The organism is Paenibacillus peoriae, from assembly GCF_022531965.1.
GTDB lineage: Bacteria > Bacillota > Bacilli > Paenibacillales > Paenibacillaceae > Paenibacillus > Paenibacillus polymyxa_D.
The window spans coordinates 1534641-1560665 of record NZ_CP092831.1 but is presented as its reverse complement, the minus strand read 5'-3'; the positions used below and the strand labels follow the sequence as shown (position 1 = coordinate 1560665).

22 protein-coding genes are annotated in these 26025 nt (G+C 46.5%); 3 read left to right on the top strand and 19 right to left on the bottom strand.

Annotation, left to right across the window (positions count from 1 at the left end; genetic code table 11):
• Positions 1 to 39 precede the first annotated feature (39 nt).
• A complete protein-coding gene (locus MLD56_RS07005) occupies positions 40 to 1101 on the bottom strand; it encodes a sulfate/molybdate ABC transporter ATP-binding protein (RefSeq protein WP_029516380.1) in 1062 nt (353 codons plus the stop codon).
• A gap of 221 nt (positions 1102 to 1322) precedes the next feature.
• Here MLD56_RS07005 and MLD56_RS07000 point away from each other — a divergent pair, with 221 nt between their 5' ends.
• A complete protein-coding gene (locus MLD56_RS07000; protein WP_029516379.1) occupies positions 1323 to 1724 on the top strand; it encodes a secondary thiamine-phosphate synthase enzyme YjbQ in 402 nt (133 codons plus the stop codon).
• 173 nt (positions 1725 to 1897) lie between these two features.
• Here the strand turns inward: MLD56_RS07000 and MLD56_RS06995 are convergent, their stop codons facing one another.
• The 3 genes from MLD56_RS06995 to MLD56_RS06985 all read right to left on the bottom strand — a co-directional run bounded on the left by MLD56_RS06995 (position 1898) and on the right by MLD56_RS06985 (position 4621).
• On the bottom strand, positions 1898 to 2479 hold the full coding sequence (locus tag MLD56_RS06995; RefSeq protein WP_029516378.1) for a TetR/AcrR family transcriptional regulator: 582 nt from the start codon (positions 2477 to 2479) through the stop codon (positions 1898 to 1900).
• A 5-nt stretch (positions 2480 to 2484) separates the two neighbouring features.
• Positions 2485 to 3117: a YigZ family protein gene (locus MLD56_RS06990; protein WP_029516377.1), complete on the bottom strand. Its 633-nt coding sequence runs from the start codon at positions 3115 to 3117 to the stop codon at positions 2485 to 2487.
• A 148-nt stretch (positions 3118 to 3265) separates the two neighbouring features.
• Positions 3266 to 4621 carry a glucose-6-phosphate isomerase gene (locus MLD56_RS06985; RefSeq protein WP_013369975.1) on the bottom strand — a complete coding sequence of 452 codons (1356 nt, stop codon included), beginning with the start codon at positions 4619 to 4621 and terminating at the stop codon, positions 3266 to 3268.
• Positions 4622 to 4871: 250 nt separating this feature from the next.
• Between MLD56_RS06985 and MLD56_RS06980 the strand changes: the two genes are divergently transcribed.
• The gene (locus MLD56_RS06980) at positions 4872 to 5771 is read left to right on the top strand and encodes an NAD(P)-dependent oxidoreductase (protein WP_029516376.1); all 900 of its coding nucleotides are present in this window, start codon (positions 4872 to 4874) and stop codon (positions 5769 to 5771) included.
• 108 nt (positions 5772 to 5879) lie between these two features.
• Here the strand turns inward: MLD56_RS06980 and MLD56_RS06975 are convergent, their stop codons facing one another.
• The 4 genes from MLD56_RS06975 to MLD56_RS06960 form a co-directional block, all read right to left on the bottom strand.
• Entirely contained in the window at positions 5880 to 6194 is a 315-nt protein-coding gene (locus MLD56_RS06975) for a pyrimidine/purine nucleoside phosphorylase (RefSeq protein WP_013309288.1), read from the bottom strand.
• 214 nt (positions 6195 to 6408) lie between these two features.
• Positions 6409 to 8454 carry a transketolase gene (gene tkt, locus MLD56_RS06970; RefSeq protein WP_029516375.1) on the bottom strand — a complete coding sequence of 682 codons (2046 nt, stop codon included), beginning with the start codon at positions 8452 to 8454 and terminating at the stop codon, positions 6409 to 6411.
• Between the two features lie 414 nt (positions 8455 to 8868).
• A complete protein-coding gene (gene purU, locus MLD56_RS06965) occupies positions 8869 to 9768 on the bottom strand; it encodes a formyltetrahydrofolate deformylase (protein ID WP_029516374.1) in 900 nt (299 codons plus the stop codon).
• Positions 9769 to 9790: 22 nt separating this feature from the next.
• Positions 9791 to 10918 (bottom strand): deoxyribonuclease IV, encoded by a 1128-nt coding sequence (locus MLD56_RS06960; RefSeq protein ID WP_029516373.1) that lies wholly within the window; start codon positions 10916 to 10918, stop codon positions 9791 to 9793.
• Between the two features lie 417 nt (positions 10919 to 11335).
• On the opposite strand from MLD56_RS06960, the gene MLD56_RS06955 reads away from it, so the two are divergent.
• Positions 11336 to 12250: a TIGR01777 family oxidoreductase gene (locus MLD56_RS06955; protein ID WP_029516372.1), complete on the top strand. Its 915-nt coding sequence runs from the start codon at positions 11336 to 11338 to the stop codon at positions 12248 to 12250.
• A 74-nt stretch (positions 12251 to 12324) separates the two neighbouring features.
• Here MLD56_RS06955 and MLD56_RS06950 read toward each other — a convergent pair whose 3' ends face one another.
• The 11 genes from MLD56_RS06950 to MLD56_RS06900 form a co-directional block, all read right to left on the bottom strand.
• Positions 12325 to 14127 carry a DUF6382 domain-containing protein gene (locus MLD56_RS06950; protein ID WP_029516371.1) on the bottom strand — a complete coding sequence of 601 codons (1803 nt, stop codon included), beginning with the start codon at positions 14125 to 14127 and terminating at the stop codon, positions 12325 to 12327.
• A 63-nt stretch (positions 14128 to 14190) separates the two neighbouring features.
• Entirely contained in the window at positions 14191 to 14703 is a 513-nt protein-coding gene (locus MLD56_RS06945; protein WP_029516370.1) for an A24 family peptidase, read from the bottom strand.
• 86 nt (positions 14704 to 14789) lie between these two features.
• On the bottom strand, positions 14790 to 15785 hold the full coding sequence (locus MLD56_RS06940) for a TadE/TadG family type IV pilus assembly protein (RefSeq protein ID WP_029516369.1): 996 nt from the start codon (positions 15783 to 15785) through the stop codon (positions 14790 to 14792).
• Positions 15754 to 17970, bottom strand: coding sequence for a DUF5702 domain-containing protein (locus MLD56_RS06935; protein WP_029516368.1), 2217 nt, complete (start codon positions 17968 to 17970; stop codon positions 15754 to 15756). The genes MLD56_RS06940 and MLD56_RS06935 overlap by 32 nt, the downstream gene beginning before the upstream one ends.
• Before the next feature lie 40 nt (positions 17971 to 18010).
• A complete protein-coding gene (locus MLD56_RS06930; RefSeq protein ID WP_029516367.1) occupies positions 18011 to 18679 on the bottom strand; it encodes a TadE family protein in 669 nt (222 codons plus the stop codon).
• Positions 18679 to 18870, bottom strand: a complete 192-nt coding sequence (locus MLD56_RS06925; RefSeq protein WP_013309278.1) for a Flp1 family type IVb pilin — start codon at positions 18868 to 18870, stop codon at positions 18679 to 18681. The genes MLD56_RS06930 and MLD56_RS06925 overlap by 1 nt, the downstream gene beginning before the upstream one ends.
• A 13-nt stretch (positions 18871 to 18883) precedes the next feature.
• On the bottom strand, positions 18884 to 19768 hold the full coding sequence (locus tag MLD56_RS06920; protein WP_080658600.1) for a type II secretion system F family protein: 885 nt from the start codon (positions 19766 to 19768) through the stop codon (positions 18884 to 18886).
• Positions 19769 to 19774: 6 nt separating this feature from the next.
• Entirely contained in the window at positions 19775 to 20566 is a 792-nt protein-coding gene (locus MLD56_RS06915; protein ID WP_029516365.1) for a type II secretion system F family protein, read from the bottom strand.
• Entirely contained in the window at positions 20563 to 21810 is a 1248-nt protein-coding gene (locus tag MLD56_RS06910; RefSeq protein WP_029516364.1) for a TadA family conjugal transfer-associated ATPase, read from the bottom strand. Before MLD56_RS06910 ends, MLD56_RS06915 begins: the two co-directional genes overlap by 4 nt.
• 15 nt (positions 21811 to 21825) lie before the next feature.
• Positions 21826 to 22983: a P-loop NTPase family protein gene (locus MLD56_RS06905; RefSeq protein WP_029516363.1), complete on the bottom strand. Its 1158-nt coding sequence runs from the start codon at positions 22981 to 22983 to the stop codon at positions 21826 to 21828.
• A 533-nt stretch (positions 22984 to 23516) separates the two neighbouring features.
• Positions 23517 to 25844: a histidine kinase gene (locus MLD56_RS06900; RefSeq protein ID WP_029516361.1), complete on the bottom strand. Its 2328-nt coding sequence runs from the start codon at positions 25842 to 25844 to the stop codon at positions 23517 to 23519.
• Positions 25845 to 26025: the final 181 nt, after the last annotated feature.

Here is a 26025-nt window from a genome sequence, read left to right as displayed (position 1 = left end):
TGATCATATATATTTGAGAATTTTGCAAAAGCCTGATTTTTAAATGATGATAGGCATGGGATCTTCCTTCAGGCGGTTTTCCACCATCCAGCTGGACTGGTCATTATATAGATAGGCTCGATGCACCAACACTCGCACCTGCTGACCAGGTTCCAGCGTAGACTTCTCCAGCGAACGGTACGTCATGAGACGATGGTCCCCAACTTGTACTTCAACCATCCACTCACTTCCACGAAAATGCAAATGCTTCACTACGCCTTCCTCGGTCGCCGACAGAAGCGTAAATTCCTCGCTTGGCCCGACATCAATATACTCCGGACGGATCAAGGCACGTGTTCCCACTCCAGCAGCTTCTTCGAAGCCTTTGAGACTGCCTGCCTGTTCAATCACCGTAGATTCCCCAATGAAGGAAGCCACGAACGGGGTACCCGGTTTTTTATAAATATCCCAAGGCGTTCCCTTCTGCTCCAGTCGTCCCTGATTAATCACCATAATTTCATCCGCTACTTCAATCGCCTCATCCTGATCATGGGTGACAAAAATTGAAGTAATGCCCACCCGCTCAATCAACTCTCGCAGCCAGGTGCGCAGCTCCTGACGAATCTTGGCATCAATAGCTGCAAAAGGCTCATCCAACAGCAGCAATTGAGGCTCTGGTGCCAAAGCACGCGCAAAAGCAACTCGCTGTCGCTGTCCACCTGACAACTGATGCGGATAACGATGCTCAAATCCTTTGAGCCCCGTTAGTTCGACCAACTCCGTGACCCGTTCCTTGATACGGGTTTTGGAGCTTTTTTTCACTTTCAGACCAAAGGCAATATTGTCGTAGACGCTCATGTGCTTGAACAAAGCATAGTTTTGAAATACAAATCCGATTCCACGTTCCTGCGGGGACAGCTCGTTTACCCTTTTTCCATGAAAATGAATTTCTCCCGCATCCGGTTGCTCCAGACCCGCCAAAATGCGAAGAATGGAGGTTTTCCCCCCACCACTTGGACCGAGTAAGCCAATAAGATGGCCCGCCTGAATATCAAAAGATACGTCCTTTACTGCATGAAAATTACCGAAATGCTTGTTTAATCCTCTTACTTCCACATGCATATCCGTACACTTCCTTTCCGCTTCTGGACCTGTTCAGGAACAGCAGCAGCCTTGCTTACCGCAAAGCACGTACCTCATTTAAAATCATTTAATTATTCCAATGCATATACTATGTTTTTTCTTATGTGATACTTTATCAAAGGAAAGTAATTTTCGTCAACTCTATATATTATATTAGGAATTAAAAGGGTAAAGTATTAGGAAGAAAGGAGATGGAGTTATTGTTGCATACTTTAGAATTATCCACTACACGGCGAGATGAAATTCGTGATATTACACGAGAGGTTGCTTCATTGATCGAAAAAAGCGGGGTGCAACAAGGAACCGCACTTGTTTATTGTCCACACACGACAGCCGGCATCGCCATTAATGAAAATGCAGACCCAGATGTCAAACATGATGTGATGTTAAGACTAGATGAAGTCTATCCGTGGGAGCATCCCCAATATCGCCATATGGAGGGAAATACAGCGTCCCACCTAAAATCCATCACGACAGGCCCCTCACAAACGATCATCATCCATGATGGAAAGCTGTTGCTCGGACGATGGCAAGGACTTTATTTTTGTGAATTCGACGGACCACGCAGACGTCAATACCATGTGAAAATCATGAAGGGCTGACGGAAACGGGTAAAAAAACAGACCATGATGTTTTCCTACTGGATGCATCATCGTCTGTTAAATTCTTAGTCGCTTTCGCAAAGTACCGTAATGATAAGTCACCGTCATGAAGTGCATACACCTAGAAAAGCGCCCTACATGTTCATGGGTGAAGCGTGTGAATGCAGGTACGCTCATAGGTGTCTGCACAGCAGCTTTACATGTGCTAAAGCAGCGGGCCTAATTTCTTCAAATGTTAAACCGTCCTGAATATAAAAGGATACAAAGCCATGCATGGATAAAAACAGACTTTTCGGTACCCTTGAGCAATCTTCCTCCGAATGCCCCTGACCACTCAATTCTTGACGGATCATGGATGCAAATAGTTCGACACAACGGTTTTGCTCTGTGCGACAGTATGCAAATAGTTCTTCATCGTGCATCATGAACATAATTTCGTATTGATATGGATTTTCCAAACCAAAACGGATAAATTCCAGCATCAAGTACTCTAGTCTGCTCAAGCCATCATCAGGTGTGCCTGTTGCTGCTTGCAGTAGAATCCCACGCAATGTATTAAAATCTTCAATCACAATGGCATAGAACAGTTCAGCCTTCTCTTTAAAATGATAGTATAACGAACCATGACTGTAACCCAGATGCTGGCCAATGCTGCGCATTGAAATCGCACGGTAGCCCTTGGTAATAAACAAGTGCCTGGCCGCTTCCAGAATCCGCCCTCTTGACAACTCCTGTTCTACTGCTCTTCTAGCCATATTATTTATTCCCCTTCAATAAAGTAAAGCTGCTCTCCCTCCGACACAAGCGATTGCCCCTGCGTCAAGTCTGTTATCCAGTTGCTAAAGGATTCCGCATCACCAGCCAGCGGCAGACAGGTTAAGGTAACTTTATCCGTAAACATTGTTTCTCCAGTGCGGATGCTGCGATTGCGTAATTCATTTTCCACTTTGCCCAACCAGGTATAATCCAATTCTACAAAAACTTCACGATGCAGCACACGCGTAATTGCATCCCCTGCCTCGATTGCTGCAACAGCACCATCTGAATACGCGCGAATCAGACCGCCTGCTCCCAGCAAAATCCCACCAAAGTAACGGGTAACAACAATAGCGACATTTTTCAGCTTCTGGTTGCGGATCACCTCCAAAATAGGCTTTCCAGCCGTACCGCTCGGTTCTCCGTCATCCGATTGCTTTTGGATTTCGTCTCTTTCCCCAATCATGTAAGCAGAACAATTATGGGTAGCGTTCCAATGCTCTTTTTTGATGCGCTCTATGAAAGCAACTGCTTCTTCCTCAGTTTGAACAGGCTGAATATGGCCGATAAAACGGGATTTTCGGATCACAATTTCCTTGTTGCCGGCACCGCGTACGGTTCGGTATTGTTCCAACATACACGTATAACCTTCCTTACTTCATTTTACAAGAAAGCAGTCCCCCGCTACTGGCAGCTGGTGAACTGCTTTCCTGTACTTTAATTGCTGCTATACACTATAACACTTCTGACCGAAATCCTGTTTCGCATCAGAGATTACAGCACTCTTATTCAGACAATCTCGCTTCAAGCTCAGCTTTTTCTTTTTCGAAGCCTGGTTTACCGAGCAGCGCAAACATGTTCTTCTTGTAAGCTTCTACGCCCGGTTGATCGAACGGATTTACACCCAACAGGTAGCCGCTGATGCCGCAAGCTTTTTCGAAGAAATAAGCAAGATAGCCGAAAGAGTAAGGGCTTAAGTCAGGAATATTTACAATCAAGTTCGGTACTTGTCCGTCTGTGTGAGCCAGCAATGTACCTTGGAATGCTTTTTTATTTACAAAATCCACAGTTTTGCCTGCCAGGAAATTCAGTCCGTCCAGATCATCCTCATCTGCTTCGATGGTGATGTGACTAGGTACATTTTCTACTTGGATTACCGTTTCGAAAATATTGCGGCTGCCTTCCTGAATGAATTGTCCCATGGAGTGCAGGTCTGTCGAGAAATCAACAGAAGCAGGATAAATGCCTTTGTAATCCTTGCCTTCGCTTTCTCCGTACAACTGTTTCCACCACTCGGATACAAAATGAAGAGACGGCTCATAGTTTACGAGAATTTCAATTGCTTTACCTTTGCGGTACAAAGCGTTACGAACGGCTGCATATTGATAAGCCTCGTTCTCAGCTACATTCGGGTTGCTGTATTCTTTGGAAGCGTCTGCCGCCCCCTGCATCATTTCTTCGATGTTAATGCCTGCAGTAGCAATCGGCAACAAGCCTACTGCTGTCAGCACAGAGTAACGACCACCCACATCATCAGGAATAATGAAAGATTCGTAGCCTTCTTCGTTAGCCAGTTTTTTCAAAGCGCCACGTTCTTTATCGGTCGTTGCATAAATACGTTTGCGCGCTTCTTCTTTACCGTATTTTTTCTCCAGAGCTGCACGGAATACGCGGAATGCGATAGCTGGCTCTGTTGTCGTACCTGATTTGGAAATGACGTTCACAGAGAAGTCTTTACCTTCAATCAGTTCCAACAGATGATTCACATATGTAGAGCTGATGTTGTTGCCTGCAAAATAGATAGCTGGGCCCTTGCGTTGATCTTTAGGCAGTGCATTGTAGAAAGAATGCGACAGCATTTCGATCGCAGCACGTGCTCCAAGGTAAGAACCGCCGATACCGATTACGATCAGTACTTCGGAATCGCTTTGAATTTTAGCAGCAGCCTTTTGGATGCGCGCAAACTCTTCTTTATCATAATTGGTAGGCAGGTCGATCCAACCTAAGAAATCGGAACCTACACCGGTTTGGTTGTGCAGTTGCTCATGAGCCAGCTTGATAGGCTCTGCAAAATAATCAATTTCGTGCTGACCTACAAAGGAGAGAGCTTTAGTGTAATCAAAAATAACTTTTTTAGACATGTTTGGAACCTCCTGTTTGGTATTACTAAGACCATGAATACGAACATAAGGACTTAGGAATAGGATACTTTAATTTGCTGGGCCTGACAAGCTTGCGTTACCTATGTATCCTGTGCTTGACAGCCCCTCCTGTAGATAGGGTAGCATGCCCATGCTACAATTAACTGAGATCAACCTGTTTCAATATTCAATTCAGGGCCGACTCGCATCTGCATCGGACGGCAACTTCCAACAAGAAAGGTGATTAGCAATGAAAAACATCGGATTTATCGGACTGGGCACCATGGGCGCCCCGATGGCATCCAATCTGCTAAAGCAGGGATTCGGAGTCACAGTTTATAATCGCACCGCTTCGCGCTGCGAGCCACTGGAAGAGCAAGGCGCACGTACAGCTTCAACCCCTCGTGAAGCAGCTGAAGGTCAGCACTTGGTCATTACCATGGTCAGTGATGATCATTCCATTCGTGACATCTATTACGGCGAAGACGGTGTGTTTGCCGGCCTTACGGCTGGCATGACCGTGATGGACAACAGCACGATTTCACCTGAGCTGGTCAAACAACTAGCCGCCGAAGCGGACAAGCTGGGCTGTTCCTTCATTGATGCTCCCGTAACAGGCAGTAAGCCTGCCGCTGTAGACGGCACACTCGTGTTCATGGTTGGTGGTAATGCAGAAGCCATTGCGGCACAATCAGATGTTTTTGATACCCTGGGCAAAAAGGTACTTCATATGGGACCTAATGGAAGCGGGGCCGTAGCCAAGCTCGCTCATAATACGATGGTCGGTATTCATAACCTCGCTCTGGCTGAAGGCTTTGCTATCGCGGCTAAATCCGGCATCCCGGCAGACAGCTTCCTTGAATTGGTACAACTCGGATCGGCAGGCAGCAAGGCCGCTGACCTGAAAGGGCGCAAAATCATTGAGCATGATTTTAGCAACCAGTTCTCACTTGCCTTGATGCTTAAGGACTTGAAGCTTGCTTCCTCACTAACAGACAGCCTGTCCATCCCCGCACCTATGTTATCCATTGCCAAAAGCCTATTTCAAGCCGGGCAAACGCAAGGCTACGGCGACGAGGACCTATCCGCTGTCGTGAAGACATACGAAGCATGGATTGGCCGCACCATTGGTGGTCAACCTCTCGAATAAGCTGTACCTTTCTGTGTAACTATACTGCTGTGCTTGTGTACATATGGCATAGCTTTAGGGTAAGCACACTTAGCTTGAAGGCTGAGTGTGCTTACCCGTTTTAGCTTACTATTCGGGATAAGAACAGCAATAATCAGTTACACTTCGTACTTCCAGCTTGAAGGAAGACTTTGCAGGTACGTGAAAGGTTGCTGTCCCTTGTATTTCCAGCCATTCCTCAGTACCTGGAAGTAACACTCTCAGATCCCCTGCCAAAATCTCCATAATCTCACGGGAATCCGTGCCGAACTCGTACGTTCCTGGCAGCATAATCCCCAGTGTAACCTTACTACCGTCACCCAGGATGACTGTACGGCTTGTAACCTGACCATCGTAATAAACGTTTGCTTTTTTAACTACGCTTACTCCATCAAACTGTGTCATTCGTTATCCCCTCATCTGCTCTCAATGGTTGAATGAATATTGGTGCATCATAACATAGATTTGATTCCAGCTTCAGTATGAAAATACACACTGTATCACGTATACAATACACTGGAATTCCAAAGTGATCTTTTCGCAAAACATCAACTGTATGAAACAAACAGCCGTAAGCCTTACTCAGGTTACGACTGTCTGTTTTAGATGCTCCAATGTTTTATTTCAACAAAGCTTTCACACGGCTAACAACATTCTCTACTGTAAAGCCGTATTCCTTAATCACGCGATCGCCAGGTGCGGATGCGCCGAATGTACTGATACCGAGAATGTCGCCTTGGTCGCCAACATATTTTTCCCAGCCCAGTGGATATGCCATTTCTACAGCCAAACGAGCTTTCACTTCTGGCAGCAGAACGGAATCTTTGTATGCTTTGTCTTGTTTTTCGAACAGATCCCAGCTTGGGAAGCTGATAACACGTACTTGAATACCTTGTTCTGCCAGTGCTTCCTGAGCTTTAACAGCCAATTGCACTTCGGAGCCTGTAGCTAGAATTTGAGCAACTGGTTTGCCATCTGTTGCATCTGCAACCACATAAGCACCGCGTTTGATACCTTCGCGTGCATGCTCAGCACTAGCAGCCAGGATTGGCAGGTTTTGACGAGTTAATACCAGAGCAACCGGGTTTTTCTTGTTTTCCAGCGTGTAAGCCCAAGCAGCAGAAGTTTCATTACCGTCCGCTGGACGAATTACTGTCAAGTTCGGGATAATACGCAGGGAAGCCAATTGCTCGATCGGCTCATGAGTCGGACCATCTTCACCTACAGCAATACTGTCGTGAGTCAGAACGTAGGTTACAGGCAATCCCATCAGAGCTGCCAGACGAACGGCTGGACGCAGATAGTCTGTAAATACGAAGAATGTACCGCCGAATACTTTTACACCTTGGTGCAACGCCATACCGTTCATCGCAGCAGCCATACCAAATTCGCGGATACCGAAATAGATGTTACGGCCGGCGTAGTCTTCTGGCGTAAAGTTCGTCAGGTTGTTCAAATGTGTCATTGTGGAGCTCTCCAGATCGGCAGAACCGCCTGTCAGGAAAGGTACGTTTGGAGCCAATCCGTTCAAAGCATTACCAGAAGCTACACGAGTCGAAACGGCTTTGTCTTCAGTCGTGTACTTCGGAAGGTCACGATCCCATCCTTCTGGGAGATCGCCGTTTACAGCTGTTTCGAACTGAGCTGCCAAATCAGGGTGAGCAGCTTTGTATTTGGCGAACTGTTCATCCCATGCTTTGTTCGCTGCGATACCGCGCTCTTTTACTTTAGCAAAATGCTCGCGAACCTCTTGTGGTACGTGGAAGTCCTCTTCGTATACCCATTTGTAGAATTCTTTAGTCAGCTTGGCTTCTTCTGATCCCAGTGGGGAACCATGAGTACCGCCGTGTCCGCCTTTACCTTGTTTGTTCGGGCTTCCGTAGCCGATGACTGTCTTCACTTCAATCAACGTAGGACGTGTCGAGTCGCCTTGCGCTTCTTCAATGGCTTTTTGGATGGCTGGAAGGTCGTTACCATCTTCTACGCGCAGTACTTGCCAGTTGTAAGCTTCAAAGCGTTTGGCAACACTCTCGGAAGAGGACAGATTAAGCTTGCCGTCCAGTGTAATATCATTGGAATCAAACAATACGATCAGTTTGCCCAGTTGTAAGCGACCAGCCAGCGAAGCAGCCTCGTGGGAAATACCTTCCATCAGATCGCCATCGCCGCAAATTGCATATGTGAAGTGATCTACAACTTTAAATTCGTCCTTATTATAGGTTGCGCCCAGTTGAGCTTCAGCCATTGCCATACCTACGGACATTGCTAGACCTTGTCCCAGAGGACCGGTTGTAGCATCTACACCAGCAGTGTGGCCAAACTCAGGGTGGCCCGGTGTAAGGCTGCCCCATTGACGGAATTGTTTCAGTTCTTCCATAGGAAGATCATAGCCGCTCAGGTGCAGAAGGCTGTATAGCAACATGGAACCGTGTCCTGCAGACAATACAAAACGGTCACGGTTAACCCATGTAGGTTGATCGGGATTATGATTCATCGTTTTAGCAAAAAGTTGGTATCCCATTGGCGCGGAGCCCATCGGCATACCAGGATGTCCCGAGTTTGCTTTCTCGATGGCATCAATTGCCAACGTACGAATAGTTGTGATGGACAAATTGTCGATCGTGGAGTTTTCATCCTTTTGAATCGCTTGGTTCTGGTCAGTCATGGTTAGCCTCCTCATATTGTAAAAAGTATGTCAATTGCATTCGGTCATACTCCCCAACATCACCGCCTGATACAAAAACGATATCTGTTGAAGTGAGTGAATCTGCTTGAATGTTTCAATATGACTTATACATTCTTAAGTATTGTACCATTTGCCGTGAAAGTTTGCCAGATCGTTTATAAAGATGATTGTGGGAAATGTAGTACCGTGTCCTCATATAAATATACCCGTAATGTATTAACCTCATTTAAAAAAATATAAAATCACAAAAATATTATGTACTGACCGGCTATAAGGCTAATAATTCACATGAGGATTTTGCAAAATCCTTATATAAAAAAACAAAGCCCGTTATGCGATGGGCTTTGTTTAACAAAAAATATAGATTCACAAATTTTTCCTAAAATTTTAAGATTAGTTAAAAACGACTGTTTTGTTCTCATGAACCAGAATACGATCCTCTGCATGCCACTTCACGGCTCTTGCCAAAACGACCCGCTCTATGGTGCGACCGATCCGTTTTAGCTCATTTACATCATCTCCGTGGCTTACACGCTGCACGTCCTGCTCAATGATCGGGCCGCCGTCCAATTCTTCAGTTACATAATGCGCAGTAGCACCAATAATTTTCACACCGCGATTATAGGCTTGGGCATATGGCTTCCCACCCACGAATGCAGGCAGAAAGGAATGATGGATATTGATAATTCGGTTGCGATAATGCTCAATAAACTTGGGAGATATAATCTGCATGTAACGGGCCAAAATGATAACGTCTATCTCTTCGCCAATAACCTCTAGTTGGCGACGCTCCGCCTCCGGCTTGGTATCGGCGGTTACCGGAATATGGTGATATGGGATACCAAACGATTCCACATACTCCTTCATATCCGGATGATTACTAACCACCAATGAAATATCCGCGTCCAGATCTCCTGCCTGCCATTGCCACAGCAGTTCTACCAAACAGTGATCTTCTTTGGAAACGAAAATGGCCAGTTTTTTCTTGCGGCTAACCGCAGAAATCGTCCACTCCATACGGAATTGCTCAGCAACAGCGGCAAAATCCTGCTCCAACTGTGGCTGGGTTGCACTCAAATTCGGCAGATCAAATTCAATCCGCATAAAAAACATACCGCCCGACGGGTCCATTGTATATTGGTCAGATTGAACGATATTGGCCCCATGCTCGTACAAAAAACGGGACACGGCCGCTACAATACCTGGTCCATCTGGACAAGATACAAGCATACGCGCGCGGTTTTCATGGGCTGATAGAGTGCTATTTGGCTGATGTTTTACGTGAATTTCCATGTGGCTATTAATCCCCCTTAGCTTATACCGTCACTGGCAAATGACTGCCGGCAAACCAGGCAATCAACCGTTGATTAATGTGTTCTTCGCTCAAATCTGGAAATAGTGCTGCTTCCGTTATCATGTCATACAGACGTTCCAACGGCTCACGTGGATCGGCTTTTCTTGCTTTGGCATCATTTTTCAGCAGAGCCCAGGTGTCCAGAACAAATTTGCGGACATCCACATCCTGTTTTTTGAAAAACGAATGCAATTGCTCTACCTGACCCAAAAACTCATCCCCAAAGCGCTCCTTTACATTTCCGCGAAGCAGGGCAATTTCAACCTCATACATCGGACGCTGAGTTTTGGCTTCCTTCCCAATCCATGGCGTCTCCAAAATAAACGGACGTCCTTGAAGTGCTTCATGATGCACCACATTATGAATAGTCTGATAGCCAATCCAGCCTGATCCGATCGGAGTATGGCGGTCTTTATGAGCGCCAACTGGATTTTTACTGTCATTAATGTGAACAACTGCAATGCGATTCAAGCCGACAATACGGTCGAACTGCTCCAATACACCGTCCAGATCATTTACGATATCATAACCCGCATCGTGAATGTGACAGGTGTCCATACAAACCGTAAGACGCTCGTTACGCTCTACTTTATCTATAATGGAGGCAATCTCCTCAAAGCTACGCCCCATTTCCGTTCCTTTGCCTGCCATCGTTTCAAGCGCGATGTTAACATCTGTCTCCTTCACGCCGTTCAGTACCTCGTTCAAACCATCGGCAATACGCCCGATTCCATATTCCGCATCCTTATCGGTAAAAGCGCCCGGATGCAGCACAATATTTTTCACACCTATCGCGTGTGTGCGCCGAATTTCCTCCTGAAGAAAGCTGACCGCAAGCTCATAGGTATTTTCTTTGTAAGAGCCAAGGTTGATGATATACGGGGCATGCACCACGATATCTTCCATTCCCTTCTCAGCCATTAACTGCTTGCCTTCCTCCAAATACATGGACTCCATCGGCTTACGACGCGTGTTTTGCGGTGCTCCCGTGTATATCATAAAGGAGCTGGACCCGTAAGTAGACGCTTCTTTTGTAGCGCTGAGCAGACCCTTGTCCGAGAAGGACACATGAGAACCAATTTTCAGCATGACCCTGATTCATCCCCTTATCCTGTTATGCTTGTCTTATTTTAATTTAATCATTTTAACGTGATTATTGAAATCAAACAACATAGCTTTTATGGCAACTTTCTTAAATCAGGATTTTGCAAAATTCGATTCCAGTCGCTCCAAAGTGCAATATACAGACGAACCAGACCATTTCGATCAATATATTCTTCATTGAAAGTCGCTTATTGGGCTTTTGCAAAATCCTCAAATAACTCTATTAAGGGAATACGTAGATAAAGTACACATCAGAATATATGTTAGTCAAACAGGGGTAAATAAAATCATGGATTGACACTTAACCGTATAAAGGACATTCATATGAAGTTTTTTTCTCTCGAAAAGGGTTATATTCTATAACAGATGTATTTTTTGTGAATTGGAAGGAGAGCTGGCTCCATGAACATCATCGTATGTGGAGGAACTGGATTGGTGGGGAGTGCACTGGTCAAAAGCCTGCTAGACGACGGATACACCGTGAAAGTCGTTACCCGCAAGCCACTGGTAGGACACGAAGCGAGCCCCCGCTTGCAATATATGAGCTGGAACGAATTAAAACAAAAGCCTGAAGTACTGGAAGGCACAGATGCGGTCGTTAATTTAGCAGGCGAAACGCTGAATCAGCGCTGGACGGATAAGTCCAAACAAAGAATTCTTCAATCTCGACTGCTATCTGTTGCCCGGTTGGCTCAAGCATTGAATGCTCTACAAAAAAAACCGAAAGTAATCATTCAGGCTTCTGCTGTTGCCGCCTATGGTACATCCCTGACCGAAACATTCGATGAAACGAGCCCGCGCTGTTCGGGAGATTTTCTGTCTCAGGTGGTTGAGCAATGGGAAGAAGCAGCCAATGCCTACCCTTCTGAAGCCCGTTTAATTAAGTTACGCATTAGCCTTGTGCTGGACAGAAAAAAAGGGGCATTCCCACTCATGAAGATGCCTTATAGCTTCGGATTCGGCGGCAAAATAGGTAGCGGCCATCAATGGATGAGCTGGATTCATATTGAAGATATCGTTCGTCTGATCACGTACTGCATCCATACGACGGAAATTGTCGGGGCAGTGAATGCTTCATCACCACAACCCTTGACGAACGACCAGTTTGGGAGGACAGTAGCTACGGTATATCACCGTCCGTACTGGTTTCCCGTCCCCAGCATTCTCGTTTCAAAGCTAGTTGGTGAGATGAGCACGCTAGTATTGGATGGTCAGAAGGTGATACCGCGCAAAGCGCTGGAGCACGGATTTAAGTTTCACTATCCTTCACTTAAGGACGCTCTTAAAGAACTCCATTCTTCCCAAAAACAGCATTGAATTGAAAAAGAGGAAAAGAAAGAGGCTCTGAATATAACAGGCCTCTTCTTGACATATATCCATATAACCTTCATTTATGATGCATTGGAGGATTTAAAAGAGTCCAACCGGTAAGTATAAGAAACTCCAGCGATTTTAAAAGTATCTCCATCCTTCATTGTGTACTCCTTATAAGGCACCATAGGCTCTCCATTCAGAACAGTTCCATTCGTCGAGGATAAATCCTTAACAATGTGGCTATGTTCTCCTGTAACTATGCAAAGCTCAATATGAGAACGGGAAGCTCCATCCGTATGCTCTACAAACTGAACCAGTTGCGGATCTCTCCCGATGATAAAACTGCCTGCAACGAATTGGTCTGGCTGCAACCGGATGCGCTCTGTCCCTCCACTACCTGGTGGCTTGCGATCCAGGCAAGCCATCGGTGATTGCTGCACTGGTGAAATCTGCATCTCTTGATCTGCACGAAGCAGCATCGTTTCCTGCTTAGATGCAGCATTTAGAAGCTCCGTTACCCCGGAGAGAGACTTATAATAAGCCTCGCTGGTATCACTGGCTTCCAATTCATTTCCCCGTTCCGCACCTTTCCACGATGGCTCGTGTAAGTCACAATTTGCTGAAGTTTTCTTACTATTTTCCGTAACTCGATTTCCCACGCTCTTAGATTCTGAGTTTGGAAAAGTCCATCTCCAGTCCTCCGGCCCTTGATCACTCGAATCGGAAGATTGCTTGTCTTGATGATGACGTCCCGCTACTAATCCGGTCAGCTTATCTACCTGATAACGATCATTTTTGCGCTGTGCTGGGGAAGAAGTAGTTCCTAACCATTCCGAATCCAATACAGGTACTGAATCGCTGTACATATGAGATGAAGTTCGATTGCGCTCCCATTTCCCCGTCCAGCTTATATAAGCAACAGCGGCAAGTACCAAGGTCAGCACCATGGAAATAATCAACGGTACCGTCTCTGGATGGTCCAGATAAATATAACGCCACACGATGGCCGAAGCGAGCAGACATCCGAGAGCAATGTAGGTTTTATATTTTTGCAATCCAGACTCCACATCTTCTACTTCGTTTTCTGTTACATGCTCGGAATTCTCCTCTGGTTTCACGGACGGTTTGAGCCGATTGATCCGTTTAAGCTCCTGAATCTCCTGTAGAGTTTCCCGATGCTCTCGCGCGTATGTTCCGCCACGATCCGTATAGTTCCCCTGTGAGGTATGGGCAGATAGGATAGGATCAGCTGATGAAAAAGCTCGCTCTTCCATACTTTCTGCCTGCACGCTAACACTCTCTGTACCAGCCTTCATTCCTTGCAACAGCAGTTCCTTTAGCAAACCCAATTCAAATTCATTTCTATCACACAGATCGAGTATGCGTTGTATATTTTCTCCCTGAAAGTGGGCCACACGAGTCATTAAACGAATAACCATCTGCTTAAATTGACTGCCTGTTTGCCCTGCATACTGTACACTGCGTAAAGGAACATAGGTTAAACTGGCGGTTTCCCTTGTACCTGAACCACTTAGAAAAATATAATCCTCGTGCAAAATAAACTGGCGAATATCTAACATATATTGCGGGCTGCGATGGAGGGCATCTGCCACTTCAAAAAGAATCCGGTAGAAATCAGAAGTCGACACGCCCCCACCTTTCCATAATTGGGAAAGCATGCGTTGCCCCGAAATGTCGTAATGTAACTCAATCTGAAAATCGACTTCCTTTATTCTAAGTTCCAGTAGACCGGGAATCCGATTACCAGTCATCATTCCAGTTTGTACGGAATTTAAATCATCGGTTTTGAGCCCGTCTTCCTTGTTTAGAATCATAAATGTCCCGCCGTTCCGGGCAAAATCCCTGCTTAAACCAAACAATTCATGACCTCCTTAACAATTTCCTATCTCCGTGAGGTAGCATGATCTCCCCCAGCGGACATGTCATGGCAAGAAGTAAAGATAAGCACTGATCGCCCCCGGAATGACTGCCGTCATAAAAGGAAACCTGAGGTGTGCTTCATTTCCACTGGTCAGTGCTTTTCCGCTGCGAAATAGAAAAAATCCTCCTAAATTAAAAGCTACGCGCTGCAGTCTCATGATGGTTTCCCTCTTCCATAGCAAAATCCCTATGCCAATAATACCTGCAAAAAAAATCGAATATAAAGCTGACTGCCATGCAAAAGCGGCACCTGTCCATGCTCCAATCAAGCCGAACAGCTTCACATCTCCTGCACCAACAGCTCCCATCCAGTACAAAATCAGCATGAACCCAAATCCGGTACCCAGTCCAGCAACAGCAAATAAAAAACCGTGCCACCCCCCAAATAGAGTATTGAATACTAAGCCTACCACTATGCCGGGTAATGTAAGCTTATTAGGGATTTTCATGCTACGTAAATCCGTAACTAACGCAATCGCGAGCAGAACTCCGCATACAATATACATCCACGTCAATGCGATCTTCCCCCTTTATAAAAATAGAACTAGCAGACTGCCAAATCATTTTCCATCGTAGCTATCCCTACAAGTCTATATCCATCCTATCCATCAGCTGGCTTTTCCACGGTAAACGGAACTTCTATACGTTGACCAACCTCTGTTTCAATTACAAAGCTCCATTGACCAGGTGTTGTGTTCGTTCCCACAAACCAGTTCCATTCTATAATCCCGTCCGCGTTGGCAGAGGTCCAGCCCAAGTGCTGAGCTGTGCTTTCACCCGACTTATAAAGCACAGAAAGGTTAGCAGTCGTCCCAGGCTCAACCTTGGCCTTGATTAAATTGTACACACCCTTCACAGCAGGTTCAGGCTTAACGAGCAACTGTATGGAATGCTCCGCATCCTTGTCCCCCGTCGCATTTCCTGTACCTGCTCCTTCCCCTGTGTCGCCAATCCAAAGACGTTCCTCAGCTGCCGCCTGAAGCACAATGCTGCGATACAGAAAAGGAACCTTCATCGGCAGTTCATACGACAGTTCTACTCTAAAATAAGGGTCCTTAGTTCCTGTAAGAGCAGGTACATGTACGCTCGTTATATGAATACGGTCATATTCCAGAATGCTTTCCTCCATAAAAGGCTTTAGCATCGGCTTCAAAACAGGATCGAGTGCAGCTTCCGTAAATCGCCCCCGCAGTTCCTCCATCGGCTTTTGACCGCCCTGAACAGCGCTTTCTACCCAATCACCAATTGGAGGTGGCAACTGGGCAGCGAATTGGCTTGCATATTCACTCACAGATAACTTGGGCAGTTCATCCAGCGGTTCACGCACTGCATCTATTTTTGCGGACGCCGCCTCCACGGCTAGAGAAACTGGGTAGATTTTAGCCGAAACCTGTTTAACCGCTTCTGAAGCGGTGGTCTGCAACGCTGTAGATACCAGTGTCATCTGAACCATATAAATGAGAAAAATAATAAAAAACAGAAACATTGGCAACACCAATGACGCTTCTAAAACAATACTTCCTTGTTCACATTGCTTTTGCCCACAAACTTTCCGTAAACACCGATTAATAGGAAAAATGCGCTGTTTTCGTGACATAGTACACACTTCCCTTAATACTCTCGCCTTCTTTTGAGGCGGTCCCGAGCATCTTCATTACCCCAGGTAGAAACCACAGCCTCATCCCATTCTTGACCTCACCCGTTGCATACGTTTGCCGCTCAGCAGGATTGACATCTGTATTCAGACGGATCAGAGCCAGCATACGGGACATTTTTCGTTCATTATTGCTATGGAGCATCAGGAACAATCGCAAATGATCCTTGTATGTCATTCGAAATTTCAGAAAATCAGACAATGGCACGTCCCCCTTTTGTGCCAGCATAATCATGTCTTCTATCGCTTTTTCTACTCCATATAACAAAGCTGCCGCCAAAACGACCAGCGGATTACCTTTTGAGCTGTTCTTAACCAATCCCTCCATTGTTCGAATGGCAAGTCTCATAGCAAAAATTTCTCCATAGGCGGATGCCAGATTACCCGTCGGATTATGGAACCCATACAAGATGTACTCAACTTCCTGATTATTTACCTCCAGCTGATCTCCCAAAATCTGTGCAGCATTTCCCACATTTCCACCCGATCCGGCCAAACTGCCAAAACGACTAAAATCCACATGATGGAAGTAAGAAAGCGCGTATTCATTCTGGTAAAACTCGTCTCCCAGTTGAGTCAGTAAATTGGATGCCGCACCGTATAGACCATCCATACTATCCATGGAAGATCCTGCTGCATCATAGGTGTCATAGGACAAATCAGCGGATACAGATGGACTGGATGTAGACTGGTTAAACGAAATACTTTCATTGTAATACTGCTCCAGATTTTGGAATTGTTCTGCACTTTGTTTACCCTTGGATAGAACCTCAATAATCCGATAGGCTTGTTTGAGTTTGTTTTTCGCCTCTTTTTCCATTTTCTTGCGTTCTTTGTCCGGGCCGCGTCGCGTATCCATCGTCCTGGCTTCACCGTCGAGCACATTGGCGGGTCCCGCCCAAGCATACGCATTTAAGTATTTATCTATCTCCTTAAGCGTAGAAGCGACTTCTTGCTTGAGCATGTCTGCATTCAAAAATGGATCTGTATAAAAGGATAACGTACGCATCATACTCGTTATTCTATTGTTAGCAGTATTTATAGAAGTCCGTTGCTTTTCAATTTCTGCTTCCCATTGCTCAAATTCCTTGTCTGGAATCAACAAATCCTCTGCTTTTTGCCGTGCGCTTCCTACCGAAGGATCTGCGTTGGAGCCTGTCCCGCTTGGAGTAGGGGCTGCTGAAACCTCATCGTAGCCTGCATTGGCCGCCCTCTGCTTATATTGGGCAATGACTTTGCGCATCTCTTCATTAATCTGTTGGGCCTCATTTAACGGTTCCTTGGCTTCCAGAAGCAACTTATCATGTTCTTCCCCAGCCTGAACCATGATCTGACGCAGGCGATCAAGCGCTGCCCTCGCTCTACGTGCATACTTTTCCATCTGCATGATTTTAACGTCGTCCACACTCTTCTTATTGTCTTCATATACATGTACGTAATGCTTATATTGAGCGGCAATATCGGCTACAACCTCAAGCGGGTCCCATATATACTGATTGGGCATATAGGTGCCCCTCTGTTTAATAATCCGCTTGCGAACCTCTTCCATATAAGCTCCTGCTTTACGCTGCTTCTCCAGCATGTCATCCAGTTTGGCCTCTCGTCTGTCGTATAGCTTTTGCAGCCGTTTCAGCAAATCTACCGTATGAGAAGCCTCTTTCATATTTTGAGAGAGCGGCTTCAGCTTTTCGAGCACTTCAAACGTAAAATCGACAGGTGCTTTATACTTCATCTCTTCACGGATCTGCTTGTTAAATATGGCATATTTACCAAGCTCCCTTTCCATTTGCAGGGAACTAGAATCCAGCTTCATATTCATAAGCGGTAGCGTTTCTGCGCGTGCCGTACGCCGCGCGCTATCATTCAGCACTTTGACCATAATTTGTTCTCCGCCGCCTTCGCCATAAGCAAACAAACCGTACTCCTGTTGTAATGTCGGATCATAAGCAGACATCACTGAACGAACCGCCGCATGGGTCAGCCGTTCGGTCTGCACATGCAGTGCAGCAATTCTCGCGTAATCAATAAATACAGCAATAAAACCGAACATGACCGCCAAAATCAGAATTAAAAAGACCGTGACAGCACCTGATTCCCCGTCCTTTGTATTGTGACCCTTACCAAACACCCGCTTCCTCCTTCCCAGTTACATTCCTATTCCTTACTTCTCACTGACCATTTTGACCATATTGCATCAATACTTTGCCTACAACTGCCGAATCTACCTTTTCACCTGATCCTCTGCCCATAAACTTCGCACCATAATAACGGACCAACTCCACCGTACGAATCCATTCCACAGGTTCGACCACGCCAGAGCTCATTTTCCCTTGAAAATCTGTCTGATCTAAAAACTGATTCAGCAAAGGTACCTTCACGATTTTATTTAACTTTGTGGTCACCTTACGGTGAATCATACTGTTCTCATATGTCATCTGCCCCTGCATGCCCGCAGGCATATTATTTTCTGCATTGGACAGCTTTTGAGCAGGTAACGAGCCTCCCCCATTGCCGCCTGGAACCTGTACACTTTCCTGATTGTTGGCTCCGGTCCAGCCAAACAGGGCTCCGAGCATAACATCATCCTTCAAGCGCCAATAGAGAGAATCTCGTTGCCCCTGTGTAAATGCTCCCGTACGTGGGTCCTTGAAGCTGTTATCCCAACTGTAAGCGGCCCTTTCTGAAGCAGTAGCAGCGACCTGCACCAATATAGACTTTTGATATATGTACAGGCAAAAAAATAACATCACAAAAATGACCAGCAGTAGAATGGGAAAGACGAGGGAAGCTTCCAAGGAGAAGCTCCCGTCCTCTTTTTGTGCTAATTTGCGCAGCATTATGAATCCATAAAATCGTTACTTTTTTTATCCGCCTTTTTCAAAAGCCCTTCTACAATTTTCTTGATCTGATCCTTAAAAATAATTGCCACCGCAATCAGAATGGCAATGATCAGGATCATTTCTAACGTACCCAGACCATCCTCATCCTTGTACAATTTACGAATACTGCCTGTTACTAATGTCATCATCGTTGTATTCCTCCTACATATTCATCATCATTAAAGCCGGAGCGCCCACCAGCACAATTACCGTTAGCAAAATCAGCGCCATCGGGAATACCAGCTTAGATGAAGCCTGCTCCCCTCTTGTGCGGCTAATTGAAGTCCGCTTGCCCCATAACGTCTGGGACAACTCACGTAAAGCCATCACGAAATCGCTCCCGCCGCGCCTCATATTCAACAAAACTGTCGTCGTAAATACTGTCATTTCCTGAATACCACAACGTTTGCTCAGGTGCTCAAATGCCTGTTGAAAGGAAAAGCCGCTTTCCCATTCTGCCACCGTCTGCCTCAGTTCTCGATACAACGGATGTTCCGTATCCGCCCCTTTACGTTCCACGCAATGTAGCAATGCCCGTTGTACCGTCTCACCTGCACCTACTAAAAGCATCATTTTACTCAACAGTTCAGGCAGTTCCATTAAAATTTGCTGATCCCGCTTCTGTACTTTCCCGTGCAAATCCTTGATCAGCGCGATGGGTACCAGAAGACCAAGTCCCAATCCGAGCACCAGCCCGGTCGCATCCCCACCCAGCAAAAGCGATATTATAGCTCCACCAGCAGCCATCATATATCCGTAACCCAACATTTCTGCCAGAAAAAGCATCGTTTTTTCTCCGCTGTTACGCATACCATACAGCTTTTGCACCGAACGCTGGAGCTTGAACATTAGCAAAGGCAGTCTATGAGTAGCACGTGAAGCATGAATCATGTGTACAAATGGGACTGAAAGTCTTTGCAGCCGCAGTCCCTCCAACTTCATATGGCGAAAATGCGCATACTTAGCACCGTGCATCTGGTTCAGCACCACCCAACCTCCCACTTGCAGAACCAGCATGACCAGACAAATCAACATCACCACACCCATCTCTCCTTACACTTCAATCTTCATAATGTGGTTGATCCACACGAGACACCCACCAAGCACCAATAAACAAAAGGTTGATAAAATCATACCTGTACCGCTGTATAAGGGCATCATGTAATCACCCGCTGTCATGGTCATAAACAATACAAACAAAAAAGGCGCCGCAAACATAACCCTCGATTCAAAACGTTTCTGCGCAATCATTACACCGATCTCCTGCTGAATTTCCAGCTTCTCACCAATGACACTTGAAGCTCGTCTTACGACTTCCACCAGATCACCTCCGGTTCGTTTGCAAGCCGCAAATACATCCGCAAAATTAGTAATATCCTCCATCTGGGCCCGACGGGCCAAATCCTGCAAAGCGGTTTCTACAGGCTGTCCGATTTCGATACAGGCGGTAATGATGTTAAATTCAAAAATCAGGTCGTGATCTCCATCTGGACTAAGCAATCTCAAATCCTCTACAGCCTCACGAAAACCATTCTCCACCGACCTTCCCGCTGAAAGAGAAGACGAGAGCGAATATAAAGCCTGTTTGAATTGGATGCTTAGGGCAGACCTGCGTCTTTGCAGCAAAAATTGCCTAAAATAACGAGGCATCACCCCAGCCCCGGCAGCGCACAGCAACGATAATATCCATTGGTGATAAAATAGATAACCGATCATCGCGAACAACACGCCACTAAAGAATATGCACAGACTTTTTTGGACTGTCGATAATGTATACACCGTATAATCTGGCAGAGAAGGGGCCTCACGTGATACTTGCTTGGCCGCCGTTTTTCCTGACTTCACGCTGATACGCCTCCCCTGTGCCAGTTTTCCGGATTGATCCCGGCCATTTGCAGCTTCAAAGTATGTTGCAGACCCTCGCCACAACGTTCCAGACCTCCTACGATTCGCCCCTTGCTTTCTCCTCGCTCCTGAAACCGATAAAGGGGGTTAAGCGTCACCTCACCCTTTTCAAAACCAATCACTTCGCTAATTTCCAGCACTCGTCTGGATTTGTCGCGCATCCGTGACAGATGAACAAATATATCAATAGCCGAGCTGATCTGCTGTCGTACTACTCCAAGCGGAAGCTCTGCCCCTCCCAGCACCATCGTTTCCAGCCGGCTGACCATATCGCGGATATTATTTGCGTGGCCAGTTGACAGCGATCCATCGTGTCCTGTGTTCATCGCTTGCAGCATATCCAATGCCTCACTCCCCCGGACCTCACCCACCACAATGCGGTTGGGCCGCATACGCAGGGAGGAACGAATCAGATCACGAATTGTGATTTCTCCCTTCCCCTCGGTGTTCGCATTCCGTGTTTCCATGGAAACCAGATTAGGGACCGTCACAATTTGCAGCTCTGCTGAATCTTCAATGGTAATAATCCGTTCAGATGGCGGGATAAATTGGGATAATGCATTCAGAAAAGTTGTTTTACCAGAACCCGTTCCTCCGCTTATAAAAATGTTGTACTTGCTACGTACCAAGTCCTTGAGCATAGCAGCGGCTTCTGCATCCAGCGCACCCATTCGTATCAAGTCATCCATCGTCATAGGACGCTCGGGAAACTTCCGTATGGTCATCGTCGGACCCTTGAGAGCAACCGGAGGTAGCACAATATTTACGCGTGATCCATCCTTTAATCGGGCATCCACAATGGGGGAAGCCTCATTCACAATTCGATTCACCCCGGCTACAATCGTCTGGATTAAATCCTCCAGTCGCTCGCGGGATTCAAATTGATCGGATACCTGCATCACCTCACCAGCCCGCTCCACAAAGATTTCCCGGTGACTGTTGATCATAATTTCCGTAACGGTCGGGTCGTCAATCAATGGCTGGAGTACGTCCAGCCCACGGAAAGAGTTAAAAATCTTGCGGACAAGTGCGTGCTTCTCACGGGAAGTTAAGCCCACCAGCTCTACATCGTGTAAAATTCGATTTTCAATATGCCGTACCAGATCTGCATCCTTTACCGAAGACGTTACGTCCAGCCCGTTTCGGATATCTGCTCGCAATGCCTTAAATCGTCCCTCATTCATGTTCATCAGCCCCTTTTAAGACCAAACGGTGGCCGGATGTGTTACACCGTCCACATTCAGCAGCTCGCGGCATAGATGACGAATTTCCCGCTGATAAATTGGTGAACTTAGCAGCAGCTCACGGTGCTGCATCTGTTTCCATGAAGGTATATAGGGTAACGCTCCGTTTAGCTCCATGAAGTCACGAGGTAACGAGTTGATCATAGTTCCCATATAGCGGTTCACCACAAAGCTGGTTTTGCATATCATGTCTTCAAGCCCTTCAGGCCGCGTGGTTTCTAAAACATCCAGCCATAATCCGCACTTGTGCATGCTCATTAAATCGTCTGCCAGCAGCCAAATCAGCTTATGACTAGCTTCAAGCACGGCTTGAGCCCGATCACCTTTTTCAGAATCGCCATCTACGATCACTACATCATACTGTCCACTTTCGGCAACTGTTCGAATCAGCTCTTTCGCTTCATCACAAGTCATATCCGTCAGCTCCTTGCGATTATAGACAGGCTGAAAAGTATCCGCCTGAATTTCAGGGCGACGAACACAATAGGAAGCAATGGATAACGGAGTCTCCTCACTCCCTTCTGCCTTGAGATCATAGAGCAGCCTGGACAGCCCTTCTCCTTCTGCTCCGCTAGCACTGCCTGAACCAGTGAATAATGAGCTTGAATCCACCGTCTCCAGATTCAGATAGAATACCGAATATCCCTCATTCCCCAGCTGTTTGGACATATTGAGTGCGGCCGTTGTCTTGCCCAGTCCTCCGGAAGCTGCTACCATGCCGATAATCATCCCACCTTCCCGGCTGTTTACACTTTTCCGACCATTTGACTTCTGTCTCGCCGTTTCCAAAATAAAACCGACCAGTTCAGATAAAGGCTGATATTTTAATAAAGGCTGTCCATATTCGCTCACTTGTTCTCCCTCATGCAATACCAAACAAGGAATATCAGCAGCTTCCCTGTCTGTCCATAGATTCAAAAAGGGAGTTTCACCAACCACCACATCCGGTCTTTTCATTCCGCTGGTTTCCATCATGTATTGATGAAATGCCTCCGGTTGCGAAAAAGCCGTTATTCTCAGCCTTCTAGCATACTCGCTTACGTGAACATAATTCAGCAGCGGCTCAATATAATCCCGACCTTCTACGGCTAATACCACTTTCACTGGAATCATAATGCTCATCCCTTCCCTAACACAACAACGCAAAAAAGCACCGTTCATCCATCCGTAAGTACATACGGTTGGTGAACGGTGCTTCCGTCACGTGCAATCTATTTACTGGTAGAATAGCATAGCGCTTATATTAGAGCAAGTATTTTTTGTGCAAGTATCTTCCAAAATCCTCGTACTAAGAGAAGGCGGGCAGTCTAGCCCCGCCTCCTACCATCTTCATCTTAGTAGAATTTGTGGTGACGACGATGACAGTCATGATGGCGATGATGGCGATGATGACGTTTCCGGCAATGACATTTCTTATCAAAATCTTCATGTTTCCGATGATCACGTTCAAATTTAGGTTTAAACTTAATGACAGTCACCTTAATGATCTTCTTAAAGACACGTTTTTTTGGCTTTGGAAAATGACAATGATGCTTACGATGTTTAAACATTTAAATTCGCCTCCATTTCTTTGAGATAGAATATACTATGGAAGCAGCGAACCATCGGTAACCAGCATATGACTATTTATGAATTTGCTGGGCTAATTAATGATCTACCTCCAGCTTAATATCCGGATCATAATCCGCCACAATTAGAACATCCATATGACGTGCTTGACGGAGAATCCTCGGCACAACCGCAGACTTACCCCAACAGCTACTTCGGGAAGACTGCCCCACGATAAGCTGCGTTCCTGAATATCCTTCCACCGGAGCAATCAAAATGTCGGCAATCTCGCGTCGGCTGGAAACAAGCCGCATCTCAAAGGTTCCCCCCAGTCGGTGGGTCAGCAACTTTAGTTGTTCCAGACGAGGGTTCAGTCTCTCGGGTATACACTCACCGACATGAGCATACGTCACAATCCACACAGCCTTTAGCCGAAAGGCGATACGAAAACCACGGCGGATCAACCTTTCAGCATTTTCGCTTAGCGTCACGCCTACGAAGATCACTTCCTCCCTGCGCCACGGTCCCCGAAGTGATTCGTGTCGATCCCAGGATTCTAGCCGCTCATCTACGTCATCTGCCAATTCCCGCAGAGCAAGTTCACGCAACGCAATCAGATTGCCCAGTTTAAAAAAGTGGCTAAGTGCCTGCTCCACCTTCGCAGGATCGTATATTTTGCCCTCACGCATACGCTGCTGCAACGATTTGGGAGCCATATCAACAAGCTGCACTTCATCGGCCAGACGCATCATATGGTCGGGAACAGTCTCTCTCACTCGTATGCCAGTAATCTGTTCTACCGCATCATTTAAGCTCTCCAGATGCTGTACATTCATTGTGGATATCACAGAGATCCCTTGTTCCAAAATGGCGAGCACATCCTCATAGCGCTTGGATCTCAGACTTCCTGGGACGTTGGTATGAGCCAGCTCATCAATTAGCACCACCTCGGGATTGCGCCTGAGAATAGCTTCGGTGTCCATTTCTTCCAAGTGTGCGCCATGACGCTCAATGGACTGACGAGGGATCATCTCCAGAGAGCCTACCTGGGCCAATGTTTCTGCTCTTCCGTGCGTTTCCAGCAATCCGATAACCACATCAATCCCGCTCTCCAGCAGATCGTTTCCCTCTCTCAGCATCGTGTATGTTTTGCCGACCCCCGGAGCAGCGCCAATGTATACCTTGAGCTTGCCTCGCAGGATTTTGGCTGCCTCAGCCTGTGCTTCCTCAACGCTCAAACGATGATACGGGTCATTCTCTTCTACCTCCTGTCTCATCGTTGGTAAAATTCGCTCACCCTCCTGCTCGGCTCGGTCCGCAATCAGCAGTAGATCCATATTTTTCATTCGTTTTAAAATCCCGTTCACCAGCGATCCTTTCATCAGCTCCTGCCACGGAGTCTGCCGAGAATGTCCCATAACAATACGGGTAACATTGTGCGTCACCGCATAATGAATCAGTTGGCGAGGCAACCTTCTGCGGGAAAAAAGCGGGATTTCTTCAAATGTTGATCCTATCTTGTCGGCCAATTGCTCAATTGAGCGCTTAAAGGCTGCTGATTCCTTGGACAGCTTGCGCTTCGAGCTGACAAAGGAGACTACTAGCATATCTCCACCCAACCGCTTGGCGACCTGTTCCCCCCTGCGTACATAAATGGACCCATTCCAATGATATTGGACAGGTACCAAAATACGCTCTGCGGCTCCTGACGCCCCGTGCAAGCCCAACTCCTCCCGGTGCCGTTCCAGCGAATCATTCACATCCTCTGCTACCAATCGCAAGGCAAGCTCACGCAATTTACCCAGATTTCCCCGGTGAAACATCTCAGGATTGGGCGTATGCATGTAGCCTTTCGCCAGCCGTTCCAAAATCATCTCCGGGGTGGCATCAATCAGACGAATTTCATCCGCCAGCTCCAGTGTATCAACCGGAACCGTATATTCCGCTTCAAAGCCTGTCAGCTGATATACCCACTCCGTAATTCCTTCGAGCTCATAAACATTGACCGTCGTAATGACGCTAATCCCCTGCTCCAGCAAATACCGAATATCCTCCAGCCGTGTTGGAAATGGGGCGTCTTTCCGGTTATGATGTGCCAAATGATCCACCAGTACCACCTCAGGATTTCGTGCCACCAAAGCTTCCACATCCAGATCCTTTTGCTCCTCACCATCTTTTATCCAATGAATACTAGGCACTCGCTCCAACGTGCCGACCTGTTCCACGGTCTCAGGCCGCTGCATGGTCGATACCGCACAAATCACAACATCGATACCTTCATGCTGCAGCGACCGTCCCTCATGCAGCATGTGATACGTTTTACCCGAGCCACTGACCGCACCCATGTATATTTTGAGTCTGCCTCGATGCAATTTGTTAATCGAATCCAGTATTTCCTCTGGTGATTTACGTTTGAAGCTCTCCACTTTCGTTCCTCCCCACAGCGTAGCCGCTCGTTCCGTCCATCTTATATGGTTGTAATGAATGTACTCCCGTGTCCCAATCAATTCAAGATGATCAATCAAGCTTGCCCCAAAAAAAGCCGCACAGGGTAGCATAAGCGCAAAAAAACGTGCATTCAGGTCTCCTATGCCTGAATGCACGCTA